Raw genomic sequence first — 20986 nt, 5'->3', positions numbered from 1 at the left:
AAGTGGTAAGTCGGTACTCGCGCGCTCGTGGGTAGGTTCGAGTTGTGAGTTGCGGGTGGTGAGTTACGAGCTTTTGCTGACAACTATCAGTATGCGAGCTTTCAAGTGGGAGCTATGAGCTCGAAGCTCTTCGTTACTTGACGAGGCTGGGGCCGCCGGGGGGCGGGGGCATCGTGCCGGGAGCGCCCTGGCGCTGCTGGGCCTGCTGCGAAAGGATTTGCGTCACTTCGAGGAAGCCCATGCGGAGCTCGAAGAGCGCGTTGTCCACGAGCTTCTGCTCGTTGTCGCTAAGGTTACCGGTGGTCTTGCTGGCGAGCACGGTGAGCATGTCGATGGTGGCGCGAGCGCCCATGAGGTCTACGCGCGGCTGCTGCTGGCCCTGCTCGGGCGCGGCGCCGAGTTGCATGAGCGCCTGCATGTACAGCGACTGAATGAGGCGCTCGAAGTTCATCGGTGGCAGGTGGTTTGCACCGGGATCCATGGCGCGGACGGCGGTGTCGAGGCGATCGATCGTGGCCTCGTAGGCGCGCTGCGCCTGCTCGAGCTGGTCCTGTGGGATGGCGGGGTACTCCTGCGGAGCGTCTTCGCTGATCTCGGCCGCTACGGGCGCGGGAGCTTCTTCCATCACCGGCTCGGCAACAGGGCGAGGGAACTCGGTGACGGTGGCGGAAGCCTTGGGCGCTTCGGCTTCGGCGGCAGGAGTCGGCTCGCGGTCGATCTGGGCGTCGGGGCGAAGTTCGCCTTCGGCGGTGAATTTGCGGCGGTCGTTGATGACGAAAGGAGTGTCGGCCATGTCAGGGTCTCGTTTCTTATGAGGCTAGATGTGTTCGATGCTTAGGATCTAGGAATCGCGCTGCCACCTGGGTAGGTGATGGTCTTTTTGAGTTCGAGGAACTCGCGGCGGGCGTAGCCGAGGGCGTAGAGCTTGCCGTCGATTTCGGTGGCGCTGGTGAGCTCGCCTGCGGGCTTCGCTTCTCCGCTGGCAACAACGGCGGTCAGCGGCACAGGGAGTTCGGGCAGTGTGCCTTCGAGCGTGAACTTGGTGAAGAGCTTGTGAACCTGACCACGCGAACGGATGCGCTCGACGATTTCCTGACCGAGGTAGCAGCCTTTGTTGAAGTGCAGCGCGTGCGCCTGATTGGTCTCCTGCGGCAGGTCCTTGGCGGCGTCGGTGTTGCGGATGTCCGTGCCGTAGAGCGGCGTGCCGGTAAGAATGCGGTGGGCCTCGAGAGCTTCTGCGGAGACTTCAGGAGCGTCACCAAGAGCGTTACGCAGAGCGGTGATAACGGCGGTCGGGGCGCGCAACTCGAAGGTGTTGGCTTCTTGAGTTGTCAGTAGCAAGACGGGACCGTGCGCGGTATCAGCGGTCGCGAGCGAGTTTGGATCGACCTGTGGGAGACCGAGCCTGGCGAGCAGCGTGGCGGCTTCGGGGCCGGTGATCAGGAGGGAGGACTCGTCGACGAAGGCCGGGGCGAGTTCGACGTCATCCATGATGATGAAGCGGTCGAGGGTTTGCTGAAGAGTTTCGAGCTGCGAGCGTTGAGTGGCGAGCAAAAACGTCGGCTCGTCGGCATGTTCGCGGTAGATATAGGCGTCGCCGAGGATGCGGCCCTGCGCGTTCAGCAGGAAGTTGTAGTTGCCCTGGCCGGGTTCGAGCGCCTGCGCAGAGTTCGTGACCATGCCGTTGAGCCAGCGCGTGGCATCGGGGCCGGTGATGCGGAGGAAAGCGCGGTCATTCAGCGGCGCGAAGGCGGCGTGGTGGAGCAGGGCGTCGATTTCTGTGTGTGTCGTACTCATCGGGAGGTTAGATTCCGTTCGTCCTCTTGAGGATACAAGAGGGGGTTGCTGTGCTGCTTCCGTCGGTATGGGTACACTCGTCCAAGGAAAGAGTTTGTAGGAGGCGGTTTGTCGAAGCGTCTGGGTGCGTTGGTGTTGGCGTGTGGTTTATATGGCGGTGTGGCTGGGGCTCAGGCGGTGGAAACGCCAAAGACGCCGAACTCTTCAACGCCTGCGAGCGGTGCGCCCAAGGGCGTGGACACTCCGCCGGTGCTGCAGTCCGGGCAGACCTCGATCGCGGTGGATGGCAAGCTGACCGATGCGCAGAAGCGCGATATCGAAGCCAGCAAGGAGCAGATCTTTCAGTTCGTCAGCAAGGACTCCGGGCTGGCGATCCATACGCCGGTAAAGCTCGTCTTCGCCACGCGTGATGGCGTGAACCGCGAGCTGCGCACAAAGTTCGATGAAGACAAGGGCAACAAGCGCATGGAGCGCTCGGAGCTGGTGTTGAAGAAGTTCGGCATGTTGGACCGCGACTTCCAGTTGCGTCCGTTCCTGCTGAGTCTCCTGACCGAGCAGATCGCGGGCTACTACGACAACAAGACCAAGCAGATGACGCTGCTGGATTGGGTTCCTGTGGATGAGCAGAAGCCGGTGCTGGCGCATGAGTTGACGCACGCGCTGCAGGACCAGCGGATGAACCTGCGCAAGTGGCAGGACCCCGAACCCGACGGTCTCGCGAAGAATGTGAAGGAAGACAACGAACACATCGCGACGGACGAAGCGGGCACAGCTCGTGAGGCAGTGCTGGAGGGCCAGGCGATGGTGACCTTCGCCGACTACTACCTTGACACCCACGGCTTTCAGGGCAAGACGCTGAAGGATGTTCCGCAGATGGCGACGATGCTCGCAGGCGGAGCGGGCGACTCGTCGGACTCGCCAATCCTGTCGCGCGCTCCGCTGGTACTGCAGCAGGCGATGCTCTTCCCGTATCGCGAAGGCATGTTGTTTGAGGCCTCGGTGGTGTCGCAGAAGGGCGTACAGCGCGGGTTTGCGGGCGTGCTGGATGCACCGCCATCGGCGAGCGCACAGGTCCTTCACCCGGACACTTATCTGGCGAAGGCGCTTGTGCCGGTGCTGCATCTGCCGGACCTGCATCCGACACTGAAGGCCAAGGGCTGGCTGCCGTATGACGTAGGCGTGATGGGCGAACTGGATGTGCGGATGACGGCGGAGCTGTTTGGCGGGCGTCCGCTGGCCGAGGCGCTGGCGCCGAACTGGGCCGGTGGTGTGTACCTCGCTGCACAGCGGAAGGACGCGAGCGAAGCGGACAAGAAGTCCACGAAGTCGATTGGCCTGCTGTACCTTTCGCATTGGAAGAATGAGAGCTCAGCGCAGAGCTTCTTCACGGTGTTCGATCAGGAGTTCCCGCGCCAATATGGCGGGTTGCAGCGTCGGCAGGCGGAGGAGAAGGACGAGAATGAGCGCGTGTACTCGACGCGCGAGGGCGACCTGTTGCTGGTGCGTGCGGGCAGCTCGGTTTGGGTGAGCGAGGGATTTGACCTGCCCACGGCGCGTGCGATGCGCGAGCAGGTGGAAGCAGCAAATCCCGCCGCAGGTGGGCCGATGATGCAGGCGAAGCGAGATGCGCGAGACGAGATGCGAGGGGCGAGCGGCCCGGTGACGGGGCTGGCCTCGTGGATCGGGGAGTTTGGCATGATGAAGGCCGCGCTGAAGTAAGCGCGGCCTTCGGGCTTTAGGCGGGGGTTATGGATGGAGCTTCTGCTTCGGCGTCGTTTCGTCAATCAGCGTGGTTCCCGCACAACGACGGCAGACCGGAGCAATACTTGGGTTGCTGGGTGAGTACTTCGTGCCGTTCCATCGAAGCCGCGCCTCATGGTCGATGACTCGACCGCCTCCGGTTACATCGACTCCCAGATCTGCCATGCCCAGGGATGAGGTGGTGAGCTTGCGAATGGGGATTTGCGTCACCGTGGTGCTGAGAAGTATGCGGAATGCCTCGCCTTCCGACTGCAGCACCATCACGCCGCACCCTCCAGTACCGCAGTTCATCGGCGTGTAGATATACACGATCCATACTGGACTCTTACCATCCAGCGTTGTTTCGACCGCCTGAAAGTAGGAAGACGGGCGTCCCTCCTCGTCTTCGTGAAAACGTTGCTGGAGGAAACGCCCGGAGCGTCTTTGGCGTTGCTGCGTAAGTCGCAGCAGAGCCGAGCATCATTACTAGGACGACCAGGCAACGTTTGATCATAGGTTATGGGTTCTGCTGGAGCGACATGACAGTCAGATTGGCGAGGCCGTGCACCCAGCGGGCGGGTTTCTTGTCGGAGTCGTTGATGAGCTGAATCAGGCCGCCTTCTTCATCGGGGAGACCGGCCTTCATGACCGCGACGATGATTTGTCCCTTGGAAAACGACGGCGCAGCTTCGATGGCAGCATAGACGACGTAGTACTTGTCGGTGCCCGTGGCAACGAGGGCCGAGTGCTTGATAAGTGTCTCGGTCTCGGGCGTGACGGTCATGCCGGCTTTGGCGAGAACGTCGATGAGCAGCGGGCCGGAGTAGCTTTCGTCGGTGTTGCGGTGCGCGTTGTGGACGTGCAGAGTGTGCTGCGGAAGCGCGAGGAGATCTTCGACAGTCAGGTTGGTGACGCGGCCCTGATAGATGACGTTGAGCGAGTGCGAGGCCGGAACAGGCTTGTGCATCGGCATCGGCGCCGCGTCGTCGTGATGCTGCGGCTCCTGCGCGTGGGTGAAGGGAGCAAAGGCGAGCGTGGCGAGCAGGGCGGCGGAGAAGAGCTTCATGCGCATGAGGATATAGACGCGGAAAGCGAGTCAACAAGTTAGCCGGTGAGCAAGCCCGCGACGGGGAAAGTGCTCGGGTGGGTGTGACAAATCAGCAGGGGGAAGCCTTATACTGTTCGCATGTCGATTATTCGCAACGCCGCCGCCATTGCCAAGGGTATGTCCATCACTCTGGGCGAAGCCTTCAAGCCGACCGAGGTAGAAAACTACCCTGACGGCAAGGGGCCGATGCGTGGCGCGCAGTTTCAGGAGCGTTTCCGCGGCAAGCATCAGTTGCAGCGCGACGAGAACGGCCTGGAGAAGTGCGTAGCCTGCTTCCTCTGCGCAGCGGCCTGCCCGTCGAACTGCATCTACATCGAAGCGGCGGACAACACGACCGATCACCGCATCTCGTCGGCTGAGCGCTATGCGAAGGTCTACAACATCGACTACAACCGTTGCATCTTCTGCGGCTATTGCGTTGAGGCTTGCCCGACGGACGCGATTACCCACGGACATGGCTTCGAGTTGGCGAGCCTGAACGCGACCACGATGGTGATGCGCAAGGAAGACCTGCTGGTGCAGATTCCGGTGGGGCTTCCGAAGTCGAATCAGGAGAAGGCGGAAGTTCTCGCGTAAGGCGAGGGTTTAGGGTGTAGGGGATAGGGTTTAGCAAAGACCACACCAGCGGCGAGCCTTCGGGGCTCGCCTTTTGCTTGGAAGGATTTCTGAAATGGCTGGAAAGCACGCGCTGGCGAAGTTGATGGAAGAGCGTATCGCGATCATTGATGGCGCGATGGGCACAACGATCCGCACGTACGGAATGACCGAGAAGGACATTCGCGGTGAGCGTTGGGCGGACGCGGACAAGGACTTGCTCAATAACGGCGATCTGTTCTCGATTACGCAGCCGAAGATGATCTGCGATATTCATCGTCGCTTTCTTGAGGCTGGCGCGGACATCATCGAGACGAATACGTTTGGCGCGACGAGCATCTCGCAGAGCGAGTTCTTTGTGGAAGACCCGCGTGAGCGTGGCGAGCGGAAGGACCCTGCGTTCTACCAGACGGTGCTGGAGAACCCGATGCTGCGCGAGCTTGCGTGGGAGATCAATCAGACGAGCGCGCGGCAGTGTCGCGAGTGGGCGGACCGCGTGGCGAATGACACGGGTGTGCAGCGCTTTGTCGCAGGCGCGATTGGGCCGCTGACGGTGAGCCTGTCGAACTCGCCGGATGCGGATGATCCGGGCTTTCGTGTGGTGACGTTTGATCAAGTGCTGACGGCTTACAAGGAGCAGACGCGCGCGTTGATTGCGGGCGGTGTGGACACGCTATTGGTCGAGACGATCTTCGACTCGCTGAATGCAAAGGCTGCGCTGGTGGCCGTGCGTGAGGTGTTTGACGAGGATGGTGTGGAGTTGCCGGTGCAGATTTCGGCAGCGGTCGGTCGTGGTGGCGAGACGTTGATCTCGGCGCAGACGACGGAGGCTTTCTGGAATGCCGTGGCGCATGTGAAGCCGCTGAGCGTGGGACTGAACTGCTCGCTGGGGCCGGACTTGATGTTCCCGTTTTTGACGGAGCTTTCGGGCAAGGCGAAGACCGCGGCTGTGAGCGCTTATCCGAATGCTGGCTTGCCGAATCCGTTGTCGGAGACGGGGTTTGATCTTGGACCGGAGGATATGGGGCGGTTCCTCGGTGGCTTTGCGAAGGATGGGCTGATTAACATTGCGGGCGGCTGCTGTGGCAATACGCCGGAGCATATTGCCGCGATTGCGCAGGCTGTGCGGGGTGTGGCTCCTCGGAGCTATGAACGAGAGTGGGTGACGGCGTGAGTGTAGTTGAGACAAAGCCATTGCGGTTGAGCGGATCGCAGCCGTTTACGCAGCAGCCAGGCGTGTACCTGATGATCGGCGAGCGCACGAACGTGGCGGGATCGCCGAAGTTTGCGAAGCTGATCAAGGAAGGCAAGTACGAAGACGCGGTGAGCGTGGCTCGTCAGCAGGTGGAGAATGGCGCGAACGTCATCGACATCTGCATGGACGAGGGCATGATCGACGGCGTGGCCGCGATGACGCGCTTTCTGCAGTTGCTGGGCAGCGAGCCTGAGGTGGCCAAGGTGCCCTTCATGGTGGACTCCTCGAAGTGGGAGGTCATCGAAGCCGGCCTGAAGTGCCTGCAGGGCAAGGGAATCGTCAACTCGATCTCGCTGAAGGAAGGCGAGGAGAAGTTTCTGGCCAACGCGCGCACGGTGCTGAAGTATGGCGCCGCCGTGGTTGTCATGGCATTCGATGAACAGGGCCAGGCCGCAACCTATGAGGACAAGATCCGCATCTGCGAACGCGCGTATCGCTTGCTTGTCGATGTGGTCGGCTTTCCGCCGGAAGACATCATCTTCGATCCGAATATCCTGACCGTGGCGACGGGCATGGAGGAGCACAACAACTACGCGGTCGACTTCATTGAGGCGACGCGTTGGATCAAGCAGAACCTGCCGCATGCGAAGGTGTCGGGCGGCGTGTCGAACATCTCGTTCAGCTTCCGCGGCAACAACAAGGTGCGCGAGGCGATGCACTCGGCGTTTCTGTACTACGCGATCGGCGCGGGTATGGACATGGGCATTGTCAACGCCGGCATGCTTGAGGTGTATGAGGAGATCGAGCCGGAGTTGAAGGTGTTGGTTGAGGATGTGTTACTCAATCGACGCGAGGATGCGACGGAGCGACTCGTTGAGTTTGGCGAAGCGTTGAAGGCCGCTGGCGCAGGCACGAGCGCAGCGGAAGAGAAGAAGGTTGAGGAGTGGCGCTCGGGTACGGTTGAAGCGCGCCTAAGCCATGCGCTGGTGAAGGGCATCGACACCTACATCGACGAAGATACGGAAGAGGCTCGCGCGAAGCTCGGGCGTCCGCTGCTGGTGATTGAAGGCCCGTTGATGGCGGGCATGAGTGTGGTCGGCGATCTGTTTGGTGCGGGCAAGATGTTTCTGCCGCAGGTGGTGAAGTCGGCGCGTGTGATGAAGAAGGCTGTGGCGTATCTCACTCCGTTTATGGAGGAGGAGAAGGCCGCGCTGGCTGCTGCAGGTGTTGAGGTGAAGGCGCAGGGCAAGATCGTGCTCGCAACGGTGAAGGGCGATGTGCACGACATCGGCAAGAACATCGTGGGCGTGGTGCTGGCGTGCAACAACTACGAGGTGATCGACATGGGCGTGATGGTGCCTGCGGAGAAGATCCTCGAGCGCGCGAAGGAAGTGAAGGCCGACATCATTGGCCTGAGCGGACTGATTACGCCGTCGCTGGATGAGATGGTGCACGTGGCGCGTGAGATGGAGCGGCAGGGCTTCACCATTCCGCTGCTGATCGGTGGTGCGACGACGAGTCGTGCGCACACGGCGATCAAGATTGCGCCGCACTACTCACAGCCGGTGGTGCATGTGCTTGATGCTTCACGCGCGGTGCCGGTGACGACTTCGCTGCTGAGCGAAGAGAGCGCAGAGGAATTCAAGGCCAGGCACGCGGCGGAGTACGAGGCTGTGCGTCAGCAGCATTCTGCGCCGCAGCAGAAGCTGTTGCCGATTGCAGAGGCGCGCAAGCTGCGTTCGCCGATTGAGTGGCGCGAAGAGGACCTGGCGAAGCCTTCGTTTACGGGCGTGCGCGTGTTGGAAGACTTCTCGCTGACGGAGTTGGCGGAGTACATCGACTGGTCGCCGTTCTTCCACGCATGGGGACTGCGGGGCCTGTATCCGCGCATTCTCGACGATGAGAAGCAGGGTGCGGAAGCGCGCAAGCTACTCGCGGATGGCAGGGCGATGCTCGAGCGCATGGTCAACGAAAAGTGGGTGACGGCGCGCGGCGTGTATGGCTTGTTCGAGGCCAATGCGGTGGGCGATGACGTGGTGCTCGCCGATGGAACGGTGCTGCACTTCCTGCGGCAGCAGACAGCGCGCGAAGGTGAAGTGTGTCGTTCGCTTGCGGACTTCATCGCGCCGAAGGAAACGGGGTTGAAGGACTCGATTGGCATGTTCGCGGTAACGAGCGGCATCGGGTTGAAGGAGATCGTCGAGCGGTTTCGCGCGGAGCATGATGATTACTCGGCGATTATGGCCGAGGCGATTGCGGATCGCCTGGCCGAAGCCTTTGCAGAGCGGCTGCACAAGCAGGTGCGCGACGACTGGGGTTTTGGGTTGACCGAGAACCTCACGCCCGAGGAGTTGATTCGCGAAGGCTATCGCGGCATTCGTCCGGCACCCGGATATCCCGCGTGCCCGGACCACACCGAGAAGGGTACGATCTGGCAGTTGCTTGATGTCGAGGCGCAGACGGGCATCGTGCTGACGGAGAGCTTTGCGATGTGGCCGGGGTCGAGCATTTCGGGCATCTACTTTGCACATCCAGAAGCACGGTATATGGCGCTGGGCAAGATCGATCGCGATCAGACCGAGGACTACGCAGCACGCAAAGGCTGGACGCTGGCTGAGGTGGAGCGTTGGCTTGGGCCGAATCTGGGGTACGAGCCTGGCGCTTAGCCTCTTGTGAATTTCATCGCCTGTGACGCAACTTCGCGGGATCGAACGTGTCTGGGTGAGGTAGATTCGTGCAGACGAAGTTCCTCAGGAGATGCGGCAATGAAGGCTGACAGCAAAGTTTCACGGGGGCGGGTTTCATGGATGCGCGAGCGTTCGCGTGCGGCGTTGTGTGCCGTAATGGTGTCGTCGCTGCTGGTGCCGGAGGCGGTGGCTGCTGACCTTGCTGCGAAGAAGCCACAGGCGTTGAGCCCGCAACAGCGTACGCTTCACGCGTTGAACCGCTTCACGTTTGGTCCGCGTCCCGGCGATGAGCAGGCTGTCGCGTCGCAAGGCCTGGACCGCTGGTTTGAACAGCAGTTACATCCTGAACGCATCGACGACTCGGCGTTTGAAGCGCGTCTGGAGGCGTTTCCTGCGCTGAAGCTTTCGCAAGCGGATCTGCTGGTGAACTTCCCGGCACCGCTGCGGATGAAGTACTACCTTGGCAGCAACACGCCTCTGCCGAAGTTTGATGATCCGGCAGAGAATGCGATCTATGCCGACTACGCGGCGCGCTACACATTCTTTCTGCATCAGCAAGCGAGCAAGGGCAAGATCGCCGATCCGGCTGAAGCCAAAGAGATGGCTGCGAACGATGCGATGATGGCGAGCGCGCCGACGCCAGCACCGAAGGCTCGCAAGTCTGAGTTGGAACGGCTTGCTGAAGAGCCGATGCCGAGTTCGTCGATGACGCTGATGCAAGCGGATGCCGTGGTGGCGTTGCCTTCGCAGGAGCGCTTTGATCGCATCGTGGCGATGGCTCCGGCGGACAACCTGAGGTTCATGCAGATCGAAGCGCGTCAGCCTGCGCGCATCACGGAAGGGTTTACGCCGCGGCAGCGCGAGGTGATTGCGGCCATGATCAATCCAGAGCGCGTGGTTGCTGCGGAGATCTTCGAGGCTCGCGTGTTGCGCGATGTGTACTCGCAGCGGCAGTTGCAGGCCGTGATGACGGACTTCTGGCTCAATCATTTTTCGGTGTATGCAAAGAAGCAGCAGGCGCAGCCTTATCTGTTGAACGACTATGAGCGGCAGGCGATTCTGCCGAACGCGCTGGGTAGCTTCGAGAAGATGCTCGTGGCGACGGCGCAGAGTCCAGCGATGCTGGTGTACCTCGACAACTGGTTGTCGGTGGGACCGGATTCACTGGCCGCGACGCGGGTGCAGCGCGTGAAGGCTCGCTTTCCCAATGCGCAGTTGCCCAAGCGCGCGCCGAGTGGACTGAATGAAAACTATGCGCGCGAGTTGATGGAGTTGCACACCGTGGGTGTGAACGGTGGCTACACGCAGAAGGATGTCATCGAAGTCGCGAAGTGCTTCACCGGATGGACTGTGACGCGGCCGTACGGAGGCAGGAATGAAGGTGAGGCGCCGTACGAGTTCCGCTTCGACCCCGCTCGCCATGAAGGTGGTAGCAAGGTCGTGCTTGGCGTCACGATTCCTGAGGGCGGTATGCAGGAAGGGCTGACGGTGCTGCATATGCTGGCGACCAGTCCGAAGACGGCGCACTTCGTCTCGCAGAAGCTTGCGGTGCGGTTCGTCGCGGACGATCCTTCACCTGCGTTGGTGGACCGCATGGCCGCTACTTTCCTCAAGACGAACGGAGACATCGCTGCGGTGATGTCGACGATGTATCACTCGCCGGAGTTCTGGTCGCCGGGTGTCTATCGCGCGAAGCTGAAGACGCCGATTGAGTTCATGGTATCGGCCCTGCGGGCCTCCGACGCTCAGGTGGAGAATGCGGGCGTGCTCGTGCAGGCGGTTGATCGCCTCGGGATGCCGCTCTATGGAATGCAGACGCCGCAGGGGTATTCGTGGAAGTCGGAGGATTGGGTTTCCTCAGGCGCGTTGGTGAATCGTATGAACTTTGCGCTGGTACTGGCAGGCGACCATGTGCGGGGAACCGCGATGGATTGGCCGAAGGTCGTCGCGATGTCAGGCAAGGGTAAGCAAGCTGATGCGATGTCGCCGACGCCTGCTACGGAAGCGGAGTTAGAGCTGGCGATACTGGGCGGCCCTGCTGCGCCGCATACGCGATCGACCGTACTGGAGCAGTTTGCGAACCCGACCGTAGACCAGGAAGCGCAGAAGAGCTTTGCGGCTGAAACGATGCCCCCGGGGATGCGAATGTCGCCGAACGGCGAGATGGCTTCCGATGAGTTGATGCAACGTGTCGTGGCCAGAAAGCCGGGGAAGAATGCGGACCGCGGGCAGGGTCTGAATCTGCAGGCGGGACCGCCGGCAACACCGCTGGCGACGATGGCGGGGCTGCTGCTGGGGTCACCGGACTTTCAGCGTCGGTAGTGGCATCAATAAGTGTTCATGCGACGTCACAAAACTTGGGCCTAGAAACAACTTTCCCGGCGGCGTAGAGTTCAACTAAGTAAGGCGTGCGCTGCCCATACGGCGCTTCGCGGAGGATCCACCCATGTCGAAACTTCCGTTTACTGATTCGAGCGATTGGGGCTGTGACATGCACGGTCGCGATGCCGATCGTCGCGGCAACGTAACGCGTCGCGGTTTCATGCGAGGCGGTGCACTTGCGCTCGTCGGCACATCGATCATTCCGGCGTTTCTGACGCGTTCGATCTATGCGGAGATGGACAAGGCTGCGGCGTCGAAGAAGAAGCTTGTGGTGATCTTCCAGCGTGGCGCTTGCGATGGCTTGAATACGGTGATCCCGCACGGTGAGAAGAACTACTACGCGATGCGTCCGACGATTGCGGTGAAGCAGCAGGAGCTCATCGATCTGGATGGGTTCTTTGGCTTGCACCCGGCGCTGGCGAACCTGAAGCCGCTGTTTGATCAGAAGCACATGGCGATGGTCCATGCTGCGGGATCGCCTGATCCGACGCGTTCGCACTTCGACGCGCAGGACTACATGGAGTCCGGCACACCGGGGCTGAAGGCCACCAATGATGGCTGGCTGAATCGTGCGCTGACGCAGGCTTCGGAGGCTGGAAAGCCTTCACCGTTCCGCGCGGTGGCGCTGGGTACACAGGTGCCGCGCACACTCGAAGGCAAACTGCCTGCGGTGGCGATCTCCAACGTCGCGGACTTCTCGGTGGCTGGTCGCGGCAAGGACACTTCGCCGATTTCGAACGCGTTCCAGGCGATGTATGACGAGTCCACGGACTCGATGCTGCATGGCACAGGGCAGGAGACGTTCGAGGCGGTGCGCATGTTGAAGTCGGCCGATCCTGCAAAGTACAAGCCTGCAGCTGGGGTGAATTATCCGAACGCTGCGTTCGGTAACTCGATGAAGCAAATCGCGCAGTTGCTGAAGGCGAACCTCGGCGTAGAAGCAGCGTTTGCAGACATCGGTGGATGGGACACGCACCAGAACCAGGGTTCGGCGAACGGACAGCTTGCGAACCGCTTGAAGGAGTTCGGCGACACGATTGCTGCGTTCTGGAAGGATATGGGCGATGATGCGGAGAACATTACGCTCGTGACGATGAGCGAGTTCGGACGCACGGCACGACAGAACGGCACCGGTGGCACGGACCACGGCCATGCCAACGTGATGTTTGTGCTGGGCGGCAACGTGAGCGGCGGCAAGGTGTACGGCAAGTGGCCGGGGCTAGCGAACGAGCAGTTGAACGATGGGCGCGATCTTGCGGTAACGACGGACTTCCGTCGCGTGCTGGGTGAGGCAGCTTACAAATCAATCGGCTCACGTCACCTTGATCTGGTCTTTCCAGGAGCGAAGGTGGATCCTTCACAGTTCCTCAACTTCACCGCATAGTGAACAATCAAAACGAGTCATGAACAAGGCCGCCAGCGATGGCGGCCTTCGTCGTTTGTCGGAGATTTGTAACGTTAGGTCACTACGGAAAGTTTGCACAGGATTCTTGACAACATTTTCTGCGAAGCACCGTCATAGAAGGTGTACGAAAGTCGAGGCTACCTTCTACGGCCTCTTCCTCCCCAATCTGCAACACCCTCCCCATCCTTTACGGAGGGCCCTGTGAACATCCCGGGGCCCTCACGCCTTTTATGGCTGCAGTGTGGCGGGCGCTGTCTTCACCTTGGTGTACATGTCGAGGAAGCGTGTGAGCGTCGAGGTGAACGCGGGACTGTTCATGTCGGGCAATTCCGCGAGCATCTTGGGGGACGCGGCTCGCTTGTAGACCTCGGGGGCTGCTGTCGTCGTCTGCGAGAGCAGTAGCTTAGGCGTGGCGAGCGTGTTCAGCGGATCGGCCAAAGGGAAGCCCTGGTTGAAGAGCAGAGAAAAGGGAACGATGTGGCTGCGCGGATCGGCCTTCGCGCGCGCGGCGAAGTCACCGTCGGCGTTGAAGAGCACGAGCGCGGCGAGGTCGTGATGATCGCCACAGAGCTGCGTGGCGATGGATGCACTGCTGCCGCCGCCGAAGACGATGGTCTGCTCACGCGCAACTTGTCGTGTGTTCAGGAAGGCAAGCGCGGCGGTGGCGTCCTCGCGCATCGTCTGCATCGTGGGGTGGTGGCCCTGGCTCTGTCCTACACCACGGTAGTCGAAGAGAAGGACGTTCAGATGCGCGTCGTGGAAGAGCTTGGCTTGCTGCGTCCAGTCGCCTGCGGAGCCATCACCGGACGGCAGCATGAGCACGGTGGCGCTGGTGTTGTCGGCGGCGATCCACCAGCCGCGCAGCTGCGGCTGGCCGCTGGAGTCGGGTCCGAAGCTAACGTTCTCGGTGAGCAGGCCCGCGTCCGCAGGCGTGTGCTTCTCGCCGTGGAAGGGGTGCAGCACGAGTTGCCACTGGCTCTTCCAGAAAAGACCGCAGATGGAGAGATAGGCGCACACGAAGGCAAGGATCGCGAGCACGCCGAGCGCTTTCAGCAGCCACATGGGATCCACGGTCTGTGGCTCAGGCGTGAGCGCGTAGGGCGAGGTGTTGACGGGAGCTGCGGGGGGCGTTTTCTTCGGAGATTTCGGCATCGGTGGCTTGCGGCGCGGTTCGGCAGCGCCTCCTTCAGCATCTCATGCTAGAACAGCGAGACCGGAGAGAAGGGGCAAGCAGCGATGGCGGAATGGGTGAGATTGTGTGGCGCGGACGAGGCGCCAGAAGAGGGCTGCGTGAAGGAAGCCGAGGCGGCGGGTGTGGCCGTTTGCCTGGCGAAGATTGATGGCGAGCTGCGTGCGCTCGATAACTGGTGTCCGCATCGCCGAGCTCCGCTGGGGCAAGGCTGGCTGGAAGGGGACTCGGTGGTGTGCCCGTGGCATGCGTGGCGATTCGATACGCTGTCGGGCATTGCAGAACCACCGGAGAAGGCCCGCGTGGATGTGTTGCCGGTGCGTGTCGAAGGCGATGACGTACTCATCGATATCGCGTAGATGTCCACAGGAAAATACGATGGCTGGGCAAACTTTCCGCGGCTAAGTCACTCTTACTATTTGGACGCTGGCGCTTACCACGCTCGGCCTCGATCGATTTTGAAATCAGGAGACCTCATGATGAAGCGCGTAATTCTCTCAGCATTGGCAGTTCTGACCCTGGCAGCAGCCATCCCGGCGGAAGCACAGTATCACCACCCGCATCGCCACCGTGTTTGCTACTACCGTCATCACCACCGTGTATGCAGCTGGCGCTAGTCGTCACCTGAACGAACTGTGAAAAGCCTGCGATTTTCGCAGGCTTTTTCTTTTCCTCTCTGCTGGCTGATAAAATCCATTGAATCCACTCCTTCCGCGGATTCTTAGACAGGGAGAGGCAATGCACGCAATTCTAGCCCTAGAAGATGGCCGCGTATTTCGCGGTCGGGCGTTTGGCGCGCCTGTAGAGCGCGTAGGTGAAGTTGTTTTCAATACTTCGCTGACCGGCTATCAGGAAATTTTCACGGATCCGTCCTATGCCGGGCAGATCGTAGTGCTGACCAATCCGCAGATTGGGAACTACGGCACATCACCCTCGGACGCAGAGTCCAGCAAGCCCTACATTGAAGGTCTGGTCGTTCGCGAGTTTTCGCCTCTGAGTTCTAACTGGCGCTCGACGGAAGTGACAGACGAATATCTGGAGCGCAATGGCGTTCCGGTGATCGCAGACATCGACACGCGTGCAGTGGTTCGCCACCTGCGCGCACATGGTGTGATGCGCGGCATTCTTTCTACCAAGACCGAAAACGTCGAGGAGTTGCTCGCCAAGGTGCGCGCGCTGAAGCCGATGACCGGTACGGACCTTGCATCGGTGGTTTCGACGAAAAAGACCTACGAGTGGTCGCAGGCGGAGCCGAAGAACGAGACCGGCGACAAGCTGCTGCCGAAGGCAAACGCAGCAGCCGAAAACGAACTGCACGTCGTCGCGTATGACTTCGGCATCAAGCAGAACATCCTTCGTATGCTGGCGCGTGAGAACTGCCGCGTGACGGTGGTGCCTGCTCGCACGCCTGCCAGCGAGGTGCTTGCGATGAACCCCGACGGCGTCTTCTTCTCGAACGGCCCCGGCGACCCCGAGCCGCTCGAGTACGCGCAGGAGAACATCCGCGAACTTCAGGGTAAGAAGCCGCTCTTCGGCATCTGCCTGGGCCATCAGCTCTTCGGTATCGCGCTCGGCGGGAAGACCTACAAGCTGAAGTTCGGCCACCACGGCGGCAATCATCCGATCAAGAACCTGGAAACGGGGAAGGTCGAGATCACCGCGCAAAACCATAACTTCAACGTCGATCCTGAATCGTTGCCGGCGGATGTTGCGGTGACGCACGTCAACCTGAACGATCAGACGCTCGCTGGTCTGAAGCACAAGACCGATCCGATGTTTAGCGTGCAGTATCACCCAGAGGCCTCGCCCGGACCGCACGATTCTCATTACCTGTTCAAGCAGTTCCGCACGCTGATGGAGGAGTTCAAGAAGTAATGCCACGTAGAAACGACATTGCAAAGATCCTCGTCATCGGTTCGGGCCCTATCGTCATCGGTCAGTCCGCTGAGTTCGATTACTCGGGCACGCAGGCGTGTAAAGCGCTGAAGGCCGAGGGCTACGAAGTAGTGCTGGTGAACTCGAACCCGGCGTCCATCATGACGGACCCGGACGTTGCCGACCGCACGTACATTGAGCCGCTGACGTTTGAGTACCTCGAAGAAATCCTCACGAAGGAAGTGGGCACGCTCGACAAGAGCAAGGGCAGCTTCGCTGTGCTGCCCACCGTCGGTGGACAGACCGCGCTGAACCTCGCAGTCGATCTCGCCGATGCAGGCGTGCTCGACCGCCTTGGTATCGAGCTGATCGGCGCGAAGCTCGACGCGATCAAGAAGGCTGAAGATCGTCTCCTGTTCAAGGACGCGATGAACAAGATCGGCCTTGATATGCCAAAGTCGATGCTCGTGAACAACATTCGCGATGGCCTCGAGTTCGCGCAGAAGATCGGCTTCCCGATTGTGATTCGTCCGAGCTTTACGCTCGGCGGTTCGGGTGGCGGCATCGCATTCAACCGCGAAGAGTTGATGGAAATTCTCTCCCGCGGCCTCGATCTTTCGCCGGTGCATGAGTGCTTGCTCGAAGAGTCCGTGCTCGGTTGGAAAGAATATGAGATGGAGGTCGTGCGCGATCTCAAGGACAACGTCGTCATCATCTGCTCGATCGAAAACTTCGATCCGATGGGCGTACACACGGGTGACTCGATCACCGTGGCGCCTGCGCAGACGCTGAGCGATCGCGAGTACCAGATGATGCGCGATGCCTCCATCGCCGTGATTCGTGAGATCGGCGTTGAGACCGGCGGATCGAATGTGCAGTTCTCGGTGAACCCCGCGAACGGCCGCATGACCGTCATCGAAATGAATCCGCGTGTGTCGCGTTCGTCGGCGCTGGCGTCGAAGGCAACGGGCTTCCCGATTGCAAAGATCGCTGCGCGCCTCGCTGTGGGCTACACGCTCGATGAGCTGCAGAACGACATCACGAAGGCGACCCCCGCTTGCTTCGAGCCGACGATCGACTACGTCGTCACGAAGATTCCGAAGTGGCAGTTCGAGAAGTTCCCTGGAGCGGACGAAACGCTGAGCCCGCAGATGAAGTCTGTCGGTGAAGTGATGGCGATCGGTCGCACCTTCAAGGAATCGTTGATGAAGGCCGTGCGCTCGCTCGAGACAGGCAAGAAGGCTGGAGCGGAGAACATCGATCCGCGCCGCATTCGCCAGCGCCTCGTCACGCCGCACCCGGATCGCCTCTCATACCTTCGCTATGCGTTTGAGAACGGCATGACCGTTCGTGAAGCGCATAATTTCACGCAGATCGATCCGTGGTTCCTGCACAACATGAAGCAGATTGCCGATGAGCTTAAGGAGCTCGAAGGCAAGAACCTCGCGACGTTGGACGAAGATGGCTTGCGTTCGGCGAAGCGTAAGGGGCTGTCTGACGATCGTATCGCGCAGGCGCTTGGCCTCGAAGGCAAGCAGGCGACCGCACAGGTCGCTGCGCTGCGCAACAAGCTTGGTGTGAAGCCGGTCTTCAAGCTGGTGGATACCTGCGCGGCTGAGTTCGAATCCTTCACTCCGTATCTGTACTCCTGCTACGACGAGGAAGACGAAGCAACGCCGACCTCGAAGAAGAAAATCATCATCCTTGGTTCGGGACCAAACCGTATCGGACAGGGCATTGAGTTCGATTACTGCTGCTGCCATGCTGCGTTCGCGTTGCGCGACGACGGCTACGAAACGATCATGGTCAACTGCAATCCTGAGACCGTGTCGACCGATTACGACACCTCGGATCGCCTCTACTTCGAGCCGCTGACGTTTGAAGATGTGCTCGCGGTGTATGAGCATGAGGCTTCGTCGGGTGCGGAGATCGGCATGATCGTGCAGTTCGGTGGACAGACTCCGTTGAACCTCTCGCTGCCGTTGAAGGCCGCAGGTGTGCCGGTCATCGGCACGTCGCCGGAGTCGATCGACCTTGCAGAAGATCGCAAACGCTTCGGCAAGCTGATCACGGACCTCGAAATTCCGCAACCGCCGGGAGCGATGGCGACGTCGCTCGAAGAGGCCTTGGCTGGAGCCGAGCGCGTGGAGTATCCGGTGCTCGTGCGTCCTTCGTATGTGCTCGGTGGCCGCGCCATGGTGATCGCGCATAACGATCAGGACATCGTGCGCTACATGTCGTCGGCGATCGAATACTCGCAGGATCGTCCGGTGCTCATCGACCATTTCCTCGAAGATGCGATTGAAGTGGACGTCGATGCGCTTTGCGATGGCGAAGACGTTTTGATCGCGGGCATCATGCAGCATATCGAGGAAGCTGGTGTGCACTCGGGCGACTCGTCGTGCGTGCTGCCGTCGGTGGACCTCACGCCTGAGGTGCTCGAGACGCTGCGCACGTACACGCGTAAGCTGGCGCTTTCGCTGAACGTGATCGGCCTGGTGAACCTGCAGTTCGCTGTGCAGCGTGGCAAGGTCTTCGTGATCGAAGTGAACCCGCGCGCCTCGCGCACGGTGCCGTACGTGTCGAAGGCGACGGGCATCCAGCTCGCGAAGGTTGCAGCGCGTCTGATGACGGGGCGCAAGCTGAAGGAGCTGCTGCCGGAAGAGTTAAAGGCTGGTGGGCTTTCGACGGGCGAGCACTTCTTCGTGAAGTCGCCGGTCTTCCCGTGGGGCAAGTTCCAGGGCGTCGATCCGGTTCTCGGACCGGAAATGCGCTCGACGGGCGAAGTGATGGGTGTGGCAAAGACCTTTGGCGAAGCCTTCGCCAAGGCTCAGCTTGCTGCAGGCCAGAAGCTGCCGACCAAGGGCACGGTCTTCATCTCGGTGAACGATCACGATAAGGCGAAGATCGCTACCGTCGGCAAGCGCTTCCTCGATCTTGGCTTCAAGATTGTGGCCACGCACGGCAGCGCGGATGTGCTGGAAGAGGCAGGCATCGCCGCAGAGCGTGTCTTTGCTGTGGGCGAAGGTCGTCCGAACGTGGTGGATTTGATCAAGAGCGAGAAGATTCAGCTCGTGATCAATACGCCGCGCGGCCATGACCGTGTCTTCGACGAAGGTGCAGTGCGTCGTGCAGCGGTGGCGGCACGGATCCCGGCGACGACCACGATTGCCGCAGCACTTGCTGCTGCAGAAGGCATCTCTGCATTGCAGAAGGGTGCGCTCCAGGTAGAGAGCTTGCAGGAACTCCACGCATCACGCGTCTAGGGATTCATCAACGCAGCAGGAAGGCCCTCCAAGCGGAGGGCCTTTCTGCTGCGCTGAAATGCCGCTTACTCTTCCTCGGCTTCTTCGTGTGGATCGAGGCCCATGTTCGCGCCGATGGCGTAGCCGAAGAGGGCGAGGGGAACCCACGTGCCGATGAGCAGACCATCACCGCCCATCAGGCCGCTGCCGTGGGTGATGTCGAAGAAAGTGCGATAGAGCTTGTCAATCGCGCCGCAGTGCTCGCAGAGGCCGTTGCCGGTGGGCAAATCAAGCACCCATACGCAGACTGCTGAAAAAATCAGCAATCCGGAGATCCAGACGTAGCGCGCGATTTCGTTCTGCTGCACCTTGGCGATGACGAAGCCGAGGCCGAGCGCGAGCACGAAGGCTGCAAGCGTGCCAATGAGCTTCGGCGTCAGGTCGTCCTGCGCTGCTCGGAAGAAGTAGCCGCCCAACATGATGACGACAACAACGCCGATAGCGAAGAGTGTATGGAGCGTAAACCAGATGGCTTCTGTGCCGAGTTCGCGCAAGCTCTTGCTTTGCGATACTTCGAATTCTTCTTGGGTGACCGCCATGCTTTTGAGTGTAAGGTCAAACAGCTAAAATGCAATTAGCCATGATGTTGATTGACGGAATCCATGTACCGCTGACGATACCCTTTTACCGCGACGGCGCGCTGTATCTGCGCAAGCTGGAGCATAACGTGCGGCGCTATTCGCTGACGCCCGCGGCTGGACTGGTGCTCTTTGTGCCGGGACTCGAAGCGAACACGCTGTCGGACGCAGAGGTGCTGGATTGCCTGCAGTCTGTGCGGGAGTCCGCTGCGCCGGAGAAGGTGTTGATCGCGGGCATCTCGCGTGACTCCGTGGCGCAGGCCCTGACGCAGGCCAGGCAGGCGCATGACGCGATGTTCGATGCGGTGATGCTTTCGGCTCCGCCTTCGTGGGCGCAGATGCAGCGACGCTCGGGCGAGGCTGAGTTGCTGAACTACTTCCGTACGGTGGCCGACAATTCGCCGCTGCCGGTGGTGCTGTGGTCGCAGGGGGACGCTCCGGGATTTGCGTTGAGCGTCGAAGCGATTGCGGCGTTGGCGAAGCATCCGAACATTCTCGCGCTGTACGACGCGAACCTCGATTTGGCGCGGCTTGATGCGATCAAGGATGCGACGAAGGACGTGGTGCACGAAGCGACGGTAACGCATATCTTCCGCCCGGTGACGCGCCGCATGTTGGCTCCGGTTGAGGTGGCGTCTACGAGTGTCATGGTTTCGCTGGATGCGCTGACCGGTGGCGCGGGCACTTCGACCGCGGTTGCCGAGATGCAGACGCCGACGCTGAAGACGCGCACACGCAAGCTGGGCTTCAACGTGATGGCTTGCGGTAAGGCTTCGGAGATGGTGCCGCTATGGGAGCGTGGCGCGAATGGTGCGATGTCGATGCTGGCTGCGCCCGCACCGCAGGCCGTGCATGAGTCCTATGCAGCGTTCACCGATGGCGATCTGCCCCTGGCGGCGTTGAAGGCGGAGCGGCTGACGAAGGCCGATGCTGCTCTGGAAACGGTAGGCGTGGCGGCGGCGAAGTATGCGCAGGATGTGAATGCGTACTTTGGTGGCTTGCCGCGGTTGCCAATTGCGCCGGTGAACAGCGAAGAAAAGGCTGTTGTCGACGACGCGTTCCGGGAGTTGCGGAATTAGGAGTTGAACAACTCGGTGGATGTTCGCCAACAAGAAGCCCCGTCGTGATGAC

General features: G+C 60.7%; 16 protein-coding genes. 10 read left to right on the top strand and 6 right to left on the bottom strand.

The genetic code is table 11. The features are described from left to right. Positions 1–133 precede the first annotated feature (133 nt). Both OHL11_RS15480 and ygfZ read right to left on the bottom strand, forming a co-directional pair. On the bottom strand, positions 134–793 hold the full coding sequence (locus tag OHL11_RS15480) for a DUF1844 domain-containing protein (RefSeq protein WP_263372442.1): 660 nt from the start codon (positions 791–793) through the stop codon (positions 134–136). A gap of 41 nt (positions 794–834) precedes the next feature. Continuing rightward, complete coding sequence (gene ygfZ / locus OHL11_RS15475; protein WP_263372441.1) at positions 835–1797, bottom strand: CAF17-like 4Fe-4S cluster assembly/insertion protein YgfZ; 963 nt, start codon at positions 1795–1797, stop codon at positions 835–837. A gap of 108 nt (positions 1798–1905) precedes the next feature. Here ygfZ and OHL11_RS15470 point away from each other — a divergent pair, with 108 nt between their 5' ends. Next, positions 1906–3516 carry a hypothetical protein gene (locus OHL11_RS15470; RefSeq protein WP_263372440.1) on the top strand — a complete coding sequence of 537 codons (1611 nt, stop codon included), beginning with the start codon at positions 1906–1908 and terminating at the stop codon, positions 3514–3516. 27 nt (positions 3517–3543) lie between these two features. Here OHL11_RS15470 and OHL11_RS15465 read toward each other — a convergent pair whose 3' ends face one another. Together OHL11_RS15465 and OHL11_RS15460 are read right to left on the bottom strand one after the other, a co-directional pair. Beyond that, positions 3544–3867, bottom strand: a complete 324-nt coding sequence (locus OHL11_RS15465; protein ID WP_263372439.1) for a hypothetical protein — start codon at positions 3865–3867, stop codon at positions 3544–3546. Positions 3868–4054: 187 nt separating this feature from the next. Beyond that, a complete protein-coding gene (locus tag OHL11_RS15460; RefSeq protein WP_263372438.1) occupies positions 4055–4603 on the bottom strand; it encodes a hypothetical protein in 549 nt (182 codons plus the stop codon). Positions 4604–4723: 120 nt separating this feature from the next. Here OHL11_RS15460 and OHL11_RS15455 point away from each other — a divergent pair, with 120 nt between their 5' ends. From OHL11_RS15455 to OHL11_RS15435, 5 genes are all read left to right on the top strand, one after another. Next, positions 4724–5221: a NuoI/complex I 23 kDa subunit family protein gene (locus OHL11_RS15455; protein ID WP_263372437.1), complete on the top strand. Its 498-nt coding sequence runs from the start codon at positions 4724–4726 to the stop codon at positions 5219–5221. A gap of 94 nt (positions 5222–5315) precedes the next feature. Next, positions 5316–6413: a homocysteine S-methyltransferase family protein gene (locus tag OHL11_RS15450; RefSeq protein WP_263372436.1), complete on the top strand. Its 1098-nt coding sequence runs from the start codon at positions 5316–5318 to the stop codon at positions 6411–6413. Continuing rightward, entirely contained in the window at positions 6410–9100 is a 2691-nt protein-coding gene (metH, locus tag OHL11_RS15445) for a methionine synthase (RefSeq protein ID WP_263372435.1), read from the top strand. Before OHL11_RS15450 ends, metH begins: the two co-directional genes overlap by 4 nt. A gap of 99 nt (positions 9101–9199) precedes the next feature. After that, positions 9200–11443 (top strand): DUF1800 domain-containing protein, encoded by a 2244-nt coding sequence (locus OHL11_RS15440; protein WP_263372434.1) that lies wholly within the window; start codon positions 9200–9202, stop codon positions 11441–11443. 169 nt (positions 11444–11612) lie between these two features. Further along, the gene (locus OHL11_RS15435; RefSeq protein WP_390236380.1) at positions 11613–12887 is read left to right on the top strand and encodes a DUF1501 domain-containing protein; all 1275 of its coding nucleotides are present in this window, start codon (positions 11613–11615) and stop codon (positions 12885–12887) included. A 249-nt stretch (positions 12888–13136) separates the two neighbouring features. On the opposite strand, the gene OHL11_RS15430 is transcribed toward OHL11_RS15435, so the two are convergent. Beyond that, on the bottom strand, positions 13137–14060 hold the full coding sequence (locus OHL11_RS15430; protein ID WP_263372432.1) for an alpha/beta hydrolase: 924 nt from the start codon (positions 14058–14060) through the stop codon (positions 13137–13139). Between the two features lie 84 nt (positions 14061–14144). Between OHL11_RS15430 and OHL11_RS15425 the strand changes: the two genes are divergently transcribed. The 3 genes from OHL11_RS15425 (at position 14145) to carB (ending at position 19238) form a co-directional block, all read left to right on the top strand. Then, positions 14145–14456 carry a Rieske (2Fe-2S) protein gene (locus tag OHL11_RS15425; RefSeq protein ID WP_263372431.1) on the top strand — a complete coding sequence of 104 codons (312 nt, stop codon included), beginning with the start codon at positions 14145–14147 and terminating at the stop codon, positions 14454–14456. A 379-nt stretch (positions 14457–14835) separates the two neighbouring features. Further along, a complete protein-coding gene (gene carA / locus OHL11_RS15420) occupies positions 14836–15972 on the top strand; it encodes a glutamine-hydrolyzing carbamoyl-phosphate synthase small subunit (protein WP_263372430.1) in 1137 nt (378 codons plus the stop codon). Next, complete coding sequence (gene carB / locus OHL11_RS15415; protein WP_263372429.1) at positions 15972–19238, top strand: carbamoyl-phosphate synthase large subunit; 3267 nt, start codon at positions 15972–15974, stop codon at positions 19236–19238. The genes carA and carB overlap by 1 nt, the downstream gene beginning before the upstream one ends. 65 nt (positions 19239–19303) lie before the next feature. On the opposite strand, the gene OHL11_RS15410 is transcribed toward carB, so the two are convergent. Beyond that, positions 19304–19816 (bottom strand): hypothetical protein, encoded by a 513-nt coding sequence (locus OHL11_RS15410; RefSeq protein WP_263372428.1) that lies wholly within the window; start codon positions 19814–19816, stop codon positions 19304–19306. 41 nt (positions 19817–19857) lie between these two features. On the opposite strand from OHL11_RS15410, the gene OHL11_RS15405 reads away from it, so the two are divergent. Beyond that, positions 19858–20934 (top strand): dihydrodipicolinate synthase family protein, encoded by a 1077-nt coding sequence (locus OHL11_RS15405; RefSeq protein WP_263372427.1) that lies wholly within the window; start codon positions 19858–19860, stop codon positions 20932–20934. The last annotated feature ends 52 nt before the right edge of the window (positions 20935–20986 follow it).

It is taken from the genome of Granulicella cerasi, from assembly GCF_025685575.1.
Lineage (GTDB): Bacteria > Acidobacteriota > Terriglobia > Terriglobales > Acidobacteriaceae > Granulicella > Granulicella cerasi.
This window is presented reverse-complemented; position numbering and strand designations above follow the sequence as displayed.

Coding starts and splice junctions, on each gene's coding strand:
- OHL11_RS15480 (WP_263372442.1), bottom strand. CDS start 793: ATGGCCGACACTCCTTTCGTCATCAACGACCGCCGCAAATTCACCGCC.
- ygfZ (WP_263372441.1), bottom strand. CDS start 1,797: ATGAGTACGACACACACAGAAATCGACGCCCTGCTCCACCACGCCGCC.
- OHL11_RS15460 (WP_263372438.1), bottom strand. CDS start 4,603: ATGAAGCTCTTCTCCGCCGCCCTGCTCGCCACGCTCGCCTTTGCTCCC.
- OHL11_RS15455 (WP_263372437.1), top strand. CDS start 4,724: ATGTCGATTATTCGCAACGCCGCCGCCATTGCCAAGGGTATGTCCATC.
- OHL11_RS15450 (WP_263372436.1), top strand. CDS start 5,316: ATGGCTGGAAAGCACGCGCTGGCGAAGTTGATGGAAGAGCGTATCGCG.
- OHL11_RS15440 (WP_263372434.1), top strand. CDS start 9,200: ATGAAGGCTGACAGCAAAGTTTCACGGGGGCGGGTTTCATGGATGCGC.
- OHL11_RS15435 (WP_390236380.1), top strand. CDS start 11,613: ATGCACGGTCGCGATGCCGATCGTCGCGGCAACGTAACGCGTCGCGGT.
- OHL11_RS15430 (WP_263372432.1), bottom strand. CDS start 14,060: ATGCCGAAATCTCCGAAGAAAACGCCCCCCGCAGCTCCCGTCAACACC.
- OHL11_RS15425 (WP_263372431.1), top strand. CDS start 14,145: ATGGCGGAATGGGTGAGATTGTGTGGCGCGGACGAGGCGCCAGAAGAG.
- carA (WP_263372430.1), top strand. CDS start 14,836: ATGCACGCAATTCTAGCCCTAGAAGATGGCCGCGTATTTCGCGGTCGG.
- carB (WP_263372429.1), top strand. CDS start 15,972: ATGCCACGTAGAAACGACATTGCAAAGATCCTCGTCATCGGTTCGGGC.
- OHL11_RS15410 (WP_263372428.1), bottom strand. CDS start 19,816: ATGGCGGTCACCCAAGAAGAATTCGAAGTATCGCAAAGCAAGAGCTTG.
- OHL11_RS15405 (WP_263372427.1), top strand. CDS start 19,858: ATGATGTTGATTGACGGAATCCATGTACCGCTGACGATACCCTTTTAC.